The following is a 12,741-nucleotide window of genomic DNA, read 5'->3' as shown; positions in this document are numbered from 1 at the left end:
GCGATGGTACTAAAGAAGGCCTTTTAAAAAGCAAAAATCGCCTTCTTTAATATAAAGAAGACGACAAGATTTTATATATAACGAAATCCGCCGTCCATAGTAGAGCAATTTAAGGTTACTCTGTAGAGACTCCCAGACCTTATTTCCGGGAATATATGGGGCATTTCTAAATAAATATTATTTTTTTATTATTACAAACCTTAAGTTACCATATATTTCGACAAGCTTCAACAAAAATTTAGGATTCTTACTTTTATTTACCAACTATTAATGAGACTTTTCAAAAAAAATCAGTAGAAGGACGAATCCCTCTACTGACTGAACTTTACACTTTATCTTCCGGCCGAATATGGTCAAGCGGAACAAAAACCTCTAGATGGCGATACAAATTTTCAAATACAGCAGGAACTAACCCGCCGAACTCACCATCAATATTTAATTGCATTTTTTCGGTTGAATCGACTTTAATACGATTCGCTTGTGTATAGATAATATTTGGATCATTGACATGATTACCAGTAATGGCTGCTGTAACTACTCGAATAAATTCAGCCAGATTTGTTTTCTTTAAAATAATCAAGGAAAACAATCCGTCATTTATCGATGAGTCTGGAGCTAATTTTTCAAATCCACCGACTGAATTAGTTAGACCTACTAAGAAGAGCATCGCTTCCCCTTCAAATAACTTCCCATCATATTCAATGCTTACTTCTGTAGAACGGATGGACGGAAGCATTTCAATCCCTTTCATATAGTACGCTAATTGCCCAAGCATTGTTTTTAATTTGCTAGGCACCTCATAGGTTAATTCAGTTAGTCGCCCGCCGCCGGCAATATTAATAAAATAGCTTTCATTCATTTTCCCAATATCAACTGGAATCGTATCACCTTGTACAATAATATCTGTTGCCGCTTCAATATCACGCGGGATGTGTAAAGCTCTAGCAAAATCATTGGTTGTCCCGACTGGAATGACACCCAATTTTGGGCGGTATTCCTGCTCTGCCAGCCCGTTTACCACTTCATTAATTGTTCCATCCCCGCCTGCCGCGATGACAATGTCATACTTTCGTTCAACGGCAATTTTAGCAGCTTTAATCGCATCGCCTGCTTCAGTTGTCGCATGACAAGATGTTTCGTATCCGGCAACTTCTAGTTTTTGTAATACTGTAGCAATATGCCGCTTAAATATTTCGCGTCCAGAGGTTGGATTATAGATTATTCTTGCCCGTTTCATCTGCACCATCCTACTCTTACATATACAAATTTAAATTTCATACTATATGAATATGGTGAAGCATTCTGTCATCACCATTTACCATGTAAGCATTTCTTTACTTAATAAGAATAGAGCTCAGCCAAATGTTAATTAGCCGCGCTTCTTCTCTACACACAGAAAATCTGGCCGCAGCCAGATAGAAATGTTAATATACCAATGGAACTATCATACCTTTTTTGATTGTAAAAATCTAGTATTATGGAATTTTTGTCACATTTACAAACGAAGATCTTGAAATGTTCAATTGATTTTTTCCATTACCAAATTTGATCGTATTTGATTTTTTCTTCTGATTCAGAGCCCCTGTTATTTCTTCAACATTTACTGTGTGTATGGTTAAATCCGACTTGTCCAACACTTGGACATCTACATTAGAGGCGGAATCAATAGACCAATTATTAGTCAGATTTCTCGGTTTTATCGTAATTGGATTTTCGTTCCCAGCTACCTCTAATTTTACATGATTTGGCACTAGTAATGTTGGTTTCATTTGCATGTCATTTATGAAAGGCTGATGTCGATCAGGTAAATTTTTCAATTCAATATATAAAGTATCTCCTCTTTCCTTGATTAACAAATAATCATCAGATGCCTCAATCAGCTTTTGCTTGGGAATAATTTCAGCCACATATGTACCAAACATAGAGATGCTATTATCTGCAGTACTCTCAATGGTTAAAGGAAAGTTTCCAGCATCGACCACTACTCTTTTTATTCGCTTGTTGAGCTCCTTATCGTAATTAGGCAAATCTAATGTTCTTTGTTCTGCTCTCATTGTTGCCGTTACTTTATCAAGAATACCGGTCGTGGTGACAATGGTTAAACCAATTCCTACGATGCCTATCACTCCAACAAAGAAGATACTTAATAAATCATATTTGACAATTGGTTTTTCCTGTTTCGAAAAATAAAGAAACAGCAGGATTTCCAATCCCAGTACTATTAATAAGACAGGCCACCAGCCTACCATAACAGTTGCTGCATTCCAATGGAAAATTTGTGTAAGCACGAGAAATACACCTAGAAAAATGAGAGAGGCTCCCATTGAAAAAGTTCCAACACGCCATGATTTCATTGTTCACCATCTCCCTTTCGTTTATTCCCAGTCATTAACTTAATTCCTCCACCGATAAGAAGAATACAAACGACAGTTGTCTGGAAGTACCTTCCAAACCAGAATTGAAAATCTATATTGAAATACTGATTGAAGATTGGCGACAATACTGGCAATAATATATTCACAAATAAATAGTAAAGTCCGAGTAGCAACAGCCCAACCCCAACCCATTTTTGCTGATTGATTAAATAGGAAATCACAGGTTTATCGTCCATTTCCTCTTTTCCATACTTTGATGCCTTTTGCAGACCATCAAAAAAGCTGTAAAACCAAATGATAGGGACGAGAAACAAAAAGATCCCAAGTCTAAGTACATCTAAAATGTAGATAGAAAATAAAAATGCTGCCATTAACTGAATTCCACGTCGCTGCATTCCTAAATATAGATGACCTGCACCTGGAAAGATAGATAGGAATGTAGCTATTGATCGACTCTTTTTCCCTTCTTCCCTTTTCATTTCAAGTTCCTCTAAAATAGATCGATCAATCAGTTCTTCTCCACGTTGTTTTTTCGTTAATTGCTGCATCACATCAAAGAAACCATAAATCCAAATCACTAAAAGAAACATGAGAAATACAAGAAATTCTCCTCTTCCAGTAAGTGCAGTAATGAAGATGACCATCACACCTAGTCCAAGGAAGGATACTAATATCGTTAAACCCCGATTCATTAAACCTAATTGAAAATGCCCAAGACCCGGGACAAACGATAAAATGATTGTGTAAAAACGCTCAGATTCCGGGTTACTCGTATTTGCAGGTTGGTCTGAATTTACCACCCCGCTAGATTGATACACCTTTGATGCGGTAATTGCTGTAACGATGAAATTTACAATATAAAGAACAAATCCTATTAAAGCAAACACCACCGCTATAAAATCATCATACATCTGGTGTGCTAAAAGAACTCCCATCATCGGAAAACCAAAAACAGCTGCTGTATAAAAAATTCCGCTAATTTTCCCTAGATAGAGCAAACCTCCACCCGGAAAAAAAGCTAATAAAAATGCGATAATTGGATTTTTTTTGTTCATTTTTTAGCCTCCTTCTCTGATTCCTTTTGTACTTTATCAATAAACGAAACCGTATGATCCATAAGCCCCTCCACAACGGACGAATCTTGTTTTTTATTCGATTCAAACTCACTGACAACATTCATAAGGTGAGAAAAAACCCCTGTTGACATCAAAATAAATGTCATAGCTGCAGCTAATACATAATGAAATATAGGTTTTTGGTAGAACTTCGAAACGGAAGGATTCTTTTCCGGTATATTTTGCTGCTTAATTTTCATCATGATGGTATCTGTAAATACCTCTTCATTCGTCATGGCAGGCAACTGCTGTTCTTGTGCTTCGACAACCTCCAAGTAGACTGACAAGCATTGGTCACAGCTGAATAAATGTGCTTCATATTGCTCACGAGTTTTATCATCAAGCTGGTCATTCACGTATAGAGTCCATTCTTCATCACTCATATGTTTCATCGAAAATCGTCCTCCTTCCAATGCTTCTTCATCCAAAGTCTTGCACGATACAGCTTTGTTTCAATGGTCTTTACTTGAACCTTTTGCTCCTCTGCCATTTGCTGATACGTTTTTTCCTTTATGTAAAATCCTTCAACCACTTCCCGATAATTGTCTGGAAGCTCAACAAGCCGCTTGCTAAGAATGGATTTCTTTTCTTTTAATAACACCAATTCCTCAGTGTTATTCTTCCCTCGGAACTCCTCTGGTTGAAATTCAACCGTTTGGTCCTCGCGCCGTCGTACTTTCTTCCTCTTCATATCAATTGCATGGTTTACTGCAATTCTCGTGATCCATGTTTTGAAACCTTGATTCTCGTATTGGGGGAGAGAAGCATAGATTTTCAAAAACACTTCTTGAGCTGCATCCTCGGCATCCTGCTGGTTCCGTAGAATCGCAAAGACCGTGTGAAAAATGTGCATCCGATACTTTTCTACTAATATCCGAAAAGCATGATCATTTCCATTCTTCACCTTCTCAATAAGCATTGCATCCAAAAACTCTCTCCCCCCTTTCCACTCTATCTACCATCATAAACGACAGATACGATCCAAACCCCTACACTAAATAAAAAAATTTTTTAGAAGGCTCTTTTCTTATACTTTTTTGCTATTTGAAACAAGGTATAAGAAAAGAGCACGAAATCAATAATCACTAAAATTCTAAAAATCCAACAAAACAAATAAAATGAATGTATGTTGTTAATTCATACATTCAATAAAACAAAACACACCATTTATATAGGTAGATGTTTTTCAATTAAAGCCTCCGGACAAGATCAAAACTTCGCAACCATCTAGTATCAAACATTTGCTACTATTAGGTTACATCGTTCCACCTTGCGATTCTTACATTATTTTTAAAACTATAGTAAAAAAAATACAAAGGAGTTGAAATCATGGAGTTTGCAAAAAAGCTAAAAGAAGAACGTTTAAAACATAATTTATCTCAAGAGGATTTAGCCCGTGAATTAAACATAAGTAGGCAATCTATCTCCAAATGGGAACTTGAAAAGGGTTATCCGAATATTGAAACACTCATTATTTTGAGTGACTTATTCAACATAAGCATTGACGAATTAATTAAAGGAGACAGTTTTTTGAAAGAGAAAATTATCAAAGAAGGAAAATTGGGGGAACTAAAAATGACAGATCAATTCAAATGGTTATATGTAGTGAGTTCAATTTTAGTAGTAGCTTGGCTTTTTATACTTCCCTGGTACAATCTATCGGGTCTAACATTAAGCATAATTAATCTCATAGGTATTATTTACTTTGGAATTGTCGTTAACTACGTCAAAAATAACAAGAAAAATTTTTTCAATTAAATATCGCCAAATAAAAAAGGAATTGTCTTAATGACGTAAGTAATTAGTTTTGAAGTAGAAAATACAGAAAAACAGTCAAAATATTAAAGGTTTTTGATATGTTTTTGAAGAGAAAATAGCAATACAATTAGCAATCATAAAGGTATTGGATTTTAATCCAATACCTTTATGGCTTCTATGATGTTTCTTTTTGTCTCATCTAATTTAGTCCCTACTTCATAGTGGGTTTCTCCGTCTTCTGTATAGAAGTCTGCAAAGTTTTGTCCTTCATATCTCGGAACAACGTGCATATGAAAATGTGTTAATTCATCAAAAACTCCTCCGTTTTGACATATAGTAATTCCATCAGGATTAAACAATCTTTTTATAGCTTTTGATATAACCTTTGATGCCTTAATTAACGAATTTGCGGTAGTTTCGTCAAGTTCATCAAAGTATCGAATATGTTTTTTAGGCAATATCAGAACATGTCCTTCGTTATATGGATTGTGGTCTAAGATGCAACAAACATATTCGTCTTCAAATACTACATTAACGGTCACTTTTTTATTTGCTAATTTACAACCTAAACAGTTCATTTAGGCTCCCTCCCTTTAGATGCTTTTTAAACTCAATTATTAAGTTTTACCATAATAGAGCCCGATTGTGGAAGATTTCAAAAACGTTTATTTTTCTGTTTAAAAATCTCCGATCAATGCTTTATGTTCTGGTTTTTTTAGTCTTTTAACACTTACAAAAATACCCAACACCAAATCTATAATCCTCACATTATTTTTTTTTTAACATTGAATACTTTCGATAAGCTTTATAGAAGCTACTACGTAAAGGAAAGCGACTTTTTATGTAGTCTTATTCAATCAAATGGCCCGTTTGTGGAACAAAAAAAATCCTACATATCAACTCAGGATTTTCATAAAAATCATATCGAATAGAGAACAAACGTCTGTATATAATGAAGGAACAAGTGTTCGTATTTCGAGGAGGGTTTATTAATAACTGTTGAATCTCCTTTAGAATAGTTTCTGCAGTATCCCTACTAAGGGATACATTTTTGGTTTCAATATCCACTTGTCATATCAGCAACTATTTATCAAGCTGATACGAGCAGACTAAATCTTCTGATTTCCATTCGTACTGAAGCTTTAATTCGTTTCCGCTGCGGTCGGCAGTCATAACGAAAGGATCCGCTTTTGGCTCATGCAATATAACCCGAATCTCGTTTCCTTCTTCCTCATACTCCCCGAACCATATTTGAGTATAGTCATACGTTGTTTTATGAGTTGTTTTATGAGTTGTTTCATGAACAGATAAAGGGCTCTTTTTGGAAGTAGGATCGTTCAAAAATTTCATCTCTGAAAAGCAAGCTGGAGATTGGGAACCGTCCATAAGCTTCCAGTTCCCCTCTAATTTCAACTCTTTTTCATCATTACAACCAACCAGCATGGAAACGGCCAATAGTACAGCCATCATTCCTACTACTGTATTTTTCATCAATACCCTCCTCCCCTTAAAATGGGGTTTTCAAAAATTTAGTCAACTGTTGATAGGGTTATTGTTTAACTGTATGATCCATCGATTTGCTTTTTACCAATACAAAGGAATAATACCCAATATAATATACTGCTAATATGAAAAATACACCTAGAGTTAACGGATCTCTTCCATACATTTGCGGAGTCATTTGAGGCTGTGTTTTCGATAAGGTATACACTTCAAAAATCCGATATAAAAATCTACTTAAAAATAGAAGTAAAACAATGGATTCAATCCATATATGTGTTCGATAATAGATGATCTCATTCTTCTGCTCAAACGTGCTATGTTTCATAGCGTAAAATAATAAAACCAGACCTAAAACCACACCAACGAAATCATATAAAAATGAGATCGGATGTAAGGCACTAGTTAAAAGCAACAAAATCACTACTATAGAAAAAATTGTAATGCGTACAACAAGCCTTCTCTTTTTTAACGGCTGAAATCCTATCGAACGCTTTATCCTTCGATATAAAATTAATCCAACGACTAAAAAAGAATATAAATATTGCGGAAAAATGTGCAAATAAATTCCTGCTTTCTATAGTTTTTGATAAACCTTTCTGTGGTGCATACCTAATCGCAATGCACCACAGAATTTTATTAGGATCAACAAAATTATTTTAACAAAGCCATTTTGAAAATTAAATGGTTTCATAAATTTTTCCTTTTTAGCTTATATTATTCATTTTCCAAACAACGCGACACCACGTTCACTAAGAAATTGAATCGATTCATCCAGCGAATTTTCATCTATTTGATAGACTTCCTGTATGGTCGTTTTCCATTTATCGATATCGCGCATTTGAATTTCTCGAATATTACGGTATGTCATTACCTTGATTGATCGATCTCTTAAAAAATAACACTCATGTCCATTAAATCTAACAGCTGTAATCCTTCTCATCGTTGTATTTTGATCATCATCAATGTATGATTTCATAATATCTGACTGAATATCTTCTTCTGTTAATGGACACCATTCTATCTCCTTCTTAACAAAGGACTTGCCATTTGAACGACGGTCGATTTCGAATCGATCCGTTGATTTTTGAATAAAAATAATTTCCTCACCAAAGCCATGCAAGACATGTCTCCTCTTCGCCTCCAACTCAACTGGCTTCATAATAGGAGAGCCATAGCCGACATCGACATAAAATTGACGCTTCTCCAAAGTTACCATGATCGCTAAGTGTCCAGGAGTCACCCGAACTAACGAGACAGGAAAACCTAAATGAGATAAAAGCCGGGAAAAGTTAATGTTCAATGTATAACAAGTGCCGCCCCAGCCTCTTTCAATTAAATTTTTAACAAATACATCTAAAGCTGGAACAAAGTTTGTTTTCTCTTTATAATAATGAAATTTGCTAAATGTTTCGTAAGGAATACGGGATAGGTGCTGCTGAATTAATCGCTGTAAATAATTCAGTGAAGGAGATTCTATATCTATTTTTAAATATCGTAAGTAGTCTTCGATTAACTGTTCCAAATCTACCACTCTTTCATGAAATATATCTTTTATCCATTCTCGCAAAAAGTGGGAAATCCTGCAATATAATCGAGTTTAATAGTATAAAATGTATTGAAAACTTAATTATAATTTAATTATTATATTTTCGAATTTAAAAAACGTTGTTTTCACTGAACAACATTTATAGAAAAATAATCTCTTTTTAATAGAATTTTAATTTTTCAGCAGTATAGTGGGTATTGTAACAAGGATTCGATGATTCATTCCTATTAATCAACGCAAATGACCGTTTGATTAGTTACCCCCTTTTATACCCTGAATATATCCGGCGAATAGCCGGACTTTTTTTTGCTCTGATGATTGATGAAAAGGCTGGATGATGATACAGGCAGCGAAGTACTATGGATCAAATCTTAATTTTTAGTTAGCTGGGTGCTTATCTCCCATATTTTTTCAATGTTATCTGTTTCAGTGGCGTATCTTGGATAACAGCTAGATCCGAATATTTGTTTTACTCTCTCTACTAAATTATCTTTATCACCTTTAGGCGGTTGGATCATTTCCCTTTTATGATTGATTAATTGACCTGTGGCATTCTTAAATTCATCTGATGTGCAAATATGGAAATAGTTATTAGCCATTTCGGCTGGTGGAGGAAAATATACATTCTGGATAGTAGCAATAACCTTCCAAAAGGATCTTAATTTTTTAATTGTTTCTTTTGACATCCTTACACCGTTTATTTGTAAAGCATTTACTTTTATCCCGCTATTTTTAAACTCATTTGCCATTTTAAAAGTCAGCATTAATAATGCCATTTTCGAGTCACCGTACATTTTATACACACTATAAGGTCGACTCTCTTTAAATTCACCGTGTAGATTATCAAAATCTATTTTTCTCTTGGGATCAAAAAAATGTTTGATGTTTGTCGTGCAAGCGTTGAGGATTCTCGGATCTTCCGATTTAGCAAGGTAGTCTAATAATAGATTGGTCATCAAGAAAGGGCCAAATGTATTTGTGGCGAATGTCAATTCAATATTTTCAGGACTAAGTTGATATATTTTTTCGCCATGATTCATATATGCAGCATTATGAATTAATATGTCCAATTTTGGATATCTATTTTTATATTCTGAACAAAACTTACGAATAGAGTTAAATGAAGAAACATCAAGTTCCATCAGCTCAACCTTCTCATTTTTTGAAGCTTCGATAATTTCCTTTTGAACAATTTTACTAATCTCGATATTGCGGCAAGCCATGATAACGGTGTAACCTTCTGTAGCAAACTTTAATGTCGCAGCTTTCCCTATTCCAGAATTTGCTCCTGTGATAATAACTATTCGTTCTACCATCCCACACCTTCCCATTCATTTTTTAGTTTAATTCTATTTGTAAAATTGTATTAATATGTTTTTACATCTCTTTTAGCAAATTCATCTCGGAACCAAATCGCAAGGTCAGAACAAGCATCCTTCTGTACCTTTCTTTTTGGGGTACCATCTGCAAAACACGGATATACAACATTAAGAAGTTTTAGACAGAAAAAAGCCGATTTTCACCACTCTAAGGGTATAACCGGCGTATATAATAAAGACACTTCCAAATGATTCTGTTAGACAAAAATCTATTTTATAAAGCTATGTTTTCTGATTTATTGATTTTACGCTTGCTATGGTACCATATGCCGACTGGGATCAGTAGCAATGAAAGGAAACCTCCTGCGAGGGAGAGTGTGGCATAACTGGAATGAGCTACAACCATTCCTGAAAGTGCTCCACCGGAAGCGCCAGCTAAAGCAATTAATACATCAATTGTCCCTTGAGTTTTTGCGCGTGACGATACAGCAGTCGAATCCACAATGAGAGCTGTCCCGCTAATTAAGCCGAAGTTCCATCCAAGCCCCAGCAAAGCAAGAGCGGAGATAAGTCCCCACATGGAATCAGCCGGTGCAACTGCTGCGATAATTCCTGCAGCAAGTAAAGTACCACCTGAAGCAAACGACATTGTAGTGCGGCCTATCTTGTCAACAAGAATACCTGTCACAAGAGATGGAAGGTACATCGAGCCAATATGAAAACCTATTACTAATCCAACATCTCCTAAACCATGACCGTGATGCTTCATATGTAATGGAGTCATTGTCATAATAGCGACCATTACGATTTGGGTTAAGATCATTACAATAGCCCCAACAATAATTCCCCGATTATTAGTTGTTTTCACGTCTGATAAGTTGCTCTCATCTTTCTGAGTATTAACAATTGCCTTCGCTACAATAAATGGGTCCGGACGAAGGAGACTCCAAAAAACCAGCCCCGCAAAGATGTAGGCAGCCGCAGCTAGCATAAAAGGGCCAGCTAGTGCAGGGACACCAAGTGATAAAGCAAATCTGCCCATTACATCAACTAAGTTTGGACCTGCGACGGCACCAAGTGTAGTAGAAACCAATGCAATACTGACGGCTGTTGCCCGTTGTGTTGACCTTGCTAGATCTGTACCTGCATAACGTGCTTGTAAATTTGTTGCTGAGCCTGCACCATAGATAAATAGTGAAACGAGCAAAAGTATAATACTATGACTAATTGCCGCAAATATAACCCCTATTGCACCAATACCACCTGTAATAAATCCTGTTGCCAACCCTAAACGACGCCCGTAACGCTGAGTAAGTCCCCCAATAAGCCATGCAGCCAAAGCTGAACCCAGCGTGAACAACGCTGTAGGTACGCCTGCAAAACTTTCATTGCCTAGCATATCCTGAGCAAGAAGCGCTCCGACAGTGACTCCTGCCGCAAGTCCTGCACCACTAAAAATTTGTGATAAAACTACGATAAGTAACGTTCGTTTATATAGGCGTTTCTGCATATCTGGAGAATCAACATAATTTTGCAGACGCTTTTCTTTTATTCTATTAAGTTCATAGGACATCTCTCAGAACCACCTTTTATCCTAAAATTGCATTTTGTTTTTCTTCAAAATATCCAGATTTTGAAGGAATAAACACTGTAACTAAGAGTACGGCTGCAAATAATACTCCGACACCAGAGAAAATAAGACATACCGCTTGGAGAGAAAACCATTCAGCCGCTAATCCAAGTAGCAAAGTTAACCCAATTTGAATAAGACCTTGAATCATATCTGTGATACTTCCGAACCTTCCCATTACTTCAACTGGAACATTACTTTGAAAAAAGGTTGCATATCCTGAATTCGCAAATGCCATAAAGAAGCCTAAAAATATAAATGCTAATGTTGCTGTTATAAAGTTAAAAGAGGCATAGAACAAAATATATCCGATTGATGTTAAAAACATTCCAGCACCTATAAATAGTTTTAGTTGCACCTTTTTTGCTGCAATGGCTGCAACGGCAGCTCCTGTTAATGAACCAATCCCCGTTATACTGACAATTAAGCCATAATCTCGATCAGACAATTTCAAATGCTGCTTTATAAAAGTCACCTCTTGAGAATCGACAGCAAAGCCAATTAACATAGCAACCTGAAACAATATGTAAACAGATATAAAATATTTTGCTGCTTTCGCAAATTCTTTAACTGCTTTCCAATCGTTTACAATCGTTCTCCAATGTATCGGTTCTCTCACATTCTTTAAATCCTCATCTACATTAGGAAGAAGATAGATAAAAAATGCACAAACGATAAAAGAAATCGCATTGATCATAATACAAAGCTCTGTACCAACGTACAGGATTAGTACTCCTGCAATCGCTGGACCTAATAAAAATGCTCCTGAATTAGTCATACTCATAAATGAATTAAATCTTTTTCGATTTTCCTGTGGAACTAATTTGGTTATGTATACAGTTGAACTCGGTCCGAAAAATGCACCTGCAATATTAATCATTAAGAGTAGTGCATATATCGCCCATAAAGATCCAATAAAAGGAATGCAGAATACAAGAACTCCCCTAATGATGTCAATAACAATCATTAACTTTCTTTTATTTACACGATCAATGATACTCCCAGACCAAGTATTCGTAATTAAAATTGCAATAGGTCTAATCATGTAAAGACCTGCAACTGCTGCTGCCGAGCCAGTTAAATTTAAGATTGATATATTAAGTGCAATTAAGTAAATCCAATTGCCTAAATAGGATACACCAATCCCTGATAATAATAGAATCGGATTCTTCCAGCTCATTCACTCATCCTTTCTCTTTCCTCTAAAAAGAAGACTTTGTTTCAATTTTATTGATAAAAATACCTGTGAAGCGATTTCTATATGTAGTATAACTTGCTAATCACGTGCTATAAGGAACAACATTTGTTGTAACAAAACCAAGAAGAAATACTTTTACTTTTTATCCCAGCACTCCAATTCTTGATAAATTTTTACATATATTAATAATATCACCCCAAATTTACTGAAAGTAAAATAAAATATGAATATTATAAGGAATTTTATGTGTTGAATTTTGATTTCCTTACTTAAATATTAAAATCTTGATTTGAAATA

At 35.4% G+C, this 12,741-nt stretch carries 13 protein-coding genes and 1 riboswitch; of the genes, 1 reads left to right on the top strand and 12 read right to left on the bottom strand.

Features of this window, described 5'->3' with window-relative positions; all coding sequences use genetic code 11:
- Positions 1-77: 77 nt before the first annotated feature.
- Positions 78-179, bottom strand: a riboswitch (purine riboswitch).
- Positions 180-325: 146 nt separating this feature from the next.
- The 5 genes from ACQKP0_RS12190 to ACQKP0_RS12170 all read right to left on the bottom strand — a co-directional run bounded on the left by ACQKP0_RS12190 (position 326) and on the right by ACQKP0_RS12170 (position 4,409).
- Positions 326-1,237, bottom strand: coding sequence for a diacylglycerol kinase (locus ACQKP0_RS12190; RefSeq protein ID WP_427406125.1), 912 nt, complete (start codon positions 1,235-1,237; stop codon positions 326-328).
- A 238-nt stretch (positions 1,238-1,475) separates the two neighbouring features.
- Entirely contained in the window at positions 1,476-2,354 is an 879-nt protein-coding gene (locus ACQKP0_RS12185) for a LiaF transmembrane domain-containing protein (protein WP_427406124.1), read from the bottom strand.
- Positions 2,351-3,430 (bottom strand): hypothetical protein, encoded by a 1,080-nt coding sequence (locus tag ACQKP0_RS12180; protein WP_427406123.1) that lies wholly within the window; start codon positions 3,428-3,430, stop codon positions 2,351-2,353. The genes ACQKP0_RS12185 and ACQKP0_RS12180 overlap by 4 nt, the downstream gene beginning before the upstream one ends.
- Positions 3,427-3,882 carry a zf-HC2 domain-containing protein gene (locus ACQKP0_RS12175; RefSeq protein ID WP_427406122.1) on the bottom strand — a complete coding sequence of 152 codons (456 nt, stop codon included), beginning with the start codon at positions 3,880-3,882 and terminating at the stop codon, positions 3,427-3,429. The genes ACQKP0_RS12180 and ACQKP0_RS12175 overlap by 4 nt, the downstream gene beginning before the upstream one ends.
- Complete coding sequence (locus tag ACQKP0_RS12170) at positions 3,879-4,409, bottom strand: sigma-70 family RNA polymerase sigma factor (RefSeq protein ID WP_427406299.1); 531 nt, start codon at positions 4,407-4,409, stop codon at positions 3,879-3,881. Before ACQKP0_RS12170 ends, ACQKP0_RS12175 begins: the two co-directional genes overlap by 4 nt.
- Positions 4,410-4,819: 410 nt before the next feature.
- Between ACQKP0_RS12170 and ACQKP0_RS12165 the strand changes: the two genes are divergently transcribed.
- The gene (locus ACQKP0_RS12165) at positions 4,820-5,248 is read left to right on the top strand and encodes a helix-turn-helix domain-containing protein (RefSeq protein ID WP_427406121.1); all 429 of its coding nucleotides are present in this window, start codon (positions 4,820-4,822) and stop codon (positions 5,246-5,248) included.
- A 152-nt stretch (positions 5,249-5,400) separates the two neighbouring features.
- Here ACQKP0_RS12165 and ACQKP0_RS12160 read toward each other — a convergent pair whose 3' ends face one another.
- The 7 genes from ACQKP0_RS12160 to ACQKP0_RS12130 form a co-directional block, all read right to left on the bottom strand.
- Positions 5,401-5,826 (bottom strand): HIT family protein, encoded by a 426-nt coding sequence (locus tag ACQKP0_RS12160; RefSeq protein WP_427406120.1) that lies wholly within the window; start codon positions 5,824-5,826, stop codon positions 5,401-5,403.
- Between the two features lie 505 nt (positions 5,827-6,331).
- Entirely contained in the window at positions 6,332-6,739 is a 408-nt protein-coding gene (locus tag ACQKP0_RS12155; RefSeq protein WP_427406119.1) for a hypothetical protein, read from the bottom strand.
- Between the two features lie 58 nt (positions 6,740-6,797).
- Positions 6,798-7,310: a sporulation protein gene (locus tag ACQKP0_RS12150; protein ID WP_427406118.1), complete on the bottom strand. Its 513-nt coding sequence runs from the start codon at positions 7,308-7,310 to the stop codon at positions 6,798-6,800.
- A 159-nt stretch (positions 7,311-7,469) separates the two neighbouring features.
- Complete coding sequence (locus ACQKP0_RS12145) at positions 7,470-8,282, bottom strand: arylamine N-acetyltransferase (protein ID WP_427406298.1); 813 nt, start codon at positions 8,280-8,282, stop codon at positions 7,470-7,472.
- 386 nt (positions 8,283-8,668) lie between these two features.
- On the bottom strand, positions 8,669-9,613 hold the full coding sequence (locus ACQKP0_RS12140) for an SDR family NAD(P)-dependent oxidoreductase (protein WP_427406117.1): 945 nt from the start codon (positions 9,611-9,613) through the stop codon (positions 8,669-8,671).
- 277 nt (positions 9,614-9,890) lie between these two features.
- Entirely contained in the window at positions 9,891-11,189 is a 1,299-nt protein-coding gene (locus tag ACQKP0_RS12135) for an MFS transporter (RefSeq protein WP_427406116.1), read from the bottom strand.
- A gap of 16 nt (positions 11,190-11,205) precedes the next feature.
- Positions 11,206-12,426 carry an MFS transporter gene (locus ACQKP0_RS12130; RefSeq protein ID WP_427406115.1) on the bottom strand — a complete coding sequence of 407 codons (1,221 nt, stop codon included), beginning with the start codon at positions 12,424-12,426 and terminating at the stop codon, positions 11,206-11,208.
- Positions 12,427-12,741: the final 315 nt, after the last annotated feature.

The organism is Heyndrickxia sp. NPDC080065, from assembly GCF_050281185.1.
Classification (GTDB): domain Bacteria; phylum Bacillota; class Bacilli; order Bacillales; family Bacillaceae_C; genus Heyndrickxia.
This window is presented reverse-complemented; position numbering and strand designations above follow the sequence as displayed.

What these genes read in the sequence shown, in the direction of transcription:
- ACQKP0_RS12130 (WP_427406115.1), bottom strand. Translation starts at nt 12,426, where the DNA reads ATGAGCTGGAAGAATCCGATTCTATTATTATCAGGGATTGGTGTATCC.
- ACQKP0_RS12140 (WP_427406117.1), bottom strand. Translation starts at nt 9,613, where the DNA reads ATGGTAGAACGAATAGTTATTATCACAGGAGCAAATTCTGGAATAGGG.
- ACQKP0_RS12165 (WP_427406121.1), top strand. Translation starts at nt 4,820, where the DNA reads ATGGAGTTTGCAAAAAAGCTAAAAGAAGAACGTTTAAAACATAATTTA.
- ACQKP0_RS12160 (WP_427406120.1), bottom strand. Translation starts at nt 5,826, where the DNA reads ATGAACTGTTTAGGTTGTAAATTAGCAAATAAAAAAGTGACCGTTAAT.
- ACQKP0_RS12175 (WP_427406122.1), bottom strand. Translation starts at nt 3,882, where the DNA reads ATGAAACATATGAGTGATGAAGAATGGACTCTATACGTGAATGACCAG.
- ACQKP0_RS12180 (WP_427406123.1), bottom strand. Translation starts at nt 3,430, where the DNA reads ATGAACAAAAAAAATCCAATTATCGCATTTTTATTAGCTTTTTTTCCG.
- ACQKP0_RS12190 (WP_427406125.1), bottom strand. Translation starts at nt 1,237, where the DNA reads ATGAAACGGGCAAGAATAATCTATAATCCAACCTCTGGACGCGAAATA.
- ACQKP0_RS12170 (WP_427406299.1), bottom strand. Translation starts at nt 4,409, where the DNA reads ATGCTTATTGAGAAGGTGAAGAATGGAAATGATCATGCTTTTCGGATA.
- ACQKP0_RS12135 (WP_427406116.1), bottom strand. Translation starts at nt 11,189, where the DNA reads ATGTCCTATGAACTTAATAGAATAAAAGAAAAGCGTCTGCAAAATTAT.
- ACQKP0_RS12155 (WP_427406119.1), bottom strand. Translation starts at nt 6,739, where the DNA reads ATGAAAAATACAGTAGTAGGAATGATGGCTGTACTATTGGCCGTTTCC.
- ACQKP0_RS12185 (WP_427406124.1), bottom strand. Translation starts at nt 2,354, where the DNA reads ATGAAATCATGGCGTGTTGGAACTTTTTCAATGGGAGCCTCTCTCATT.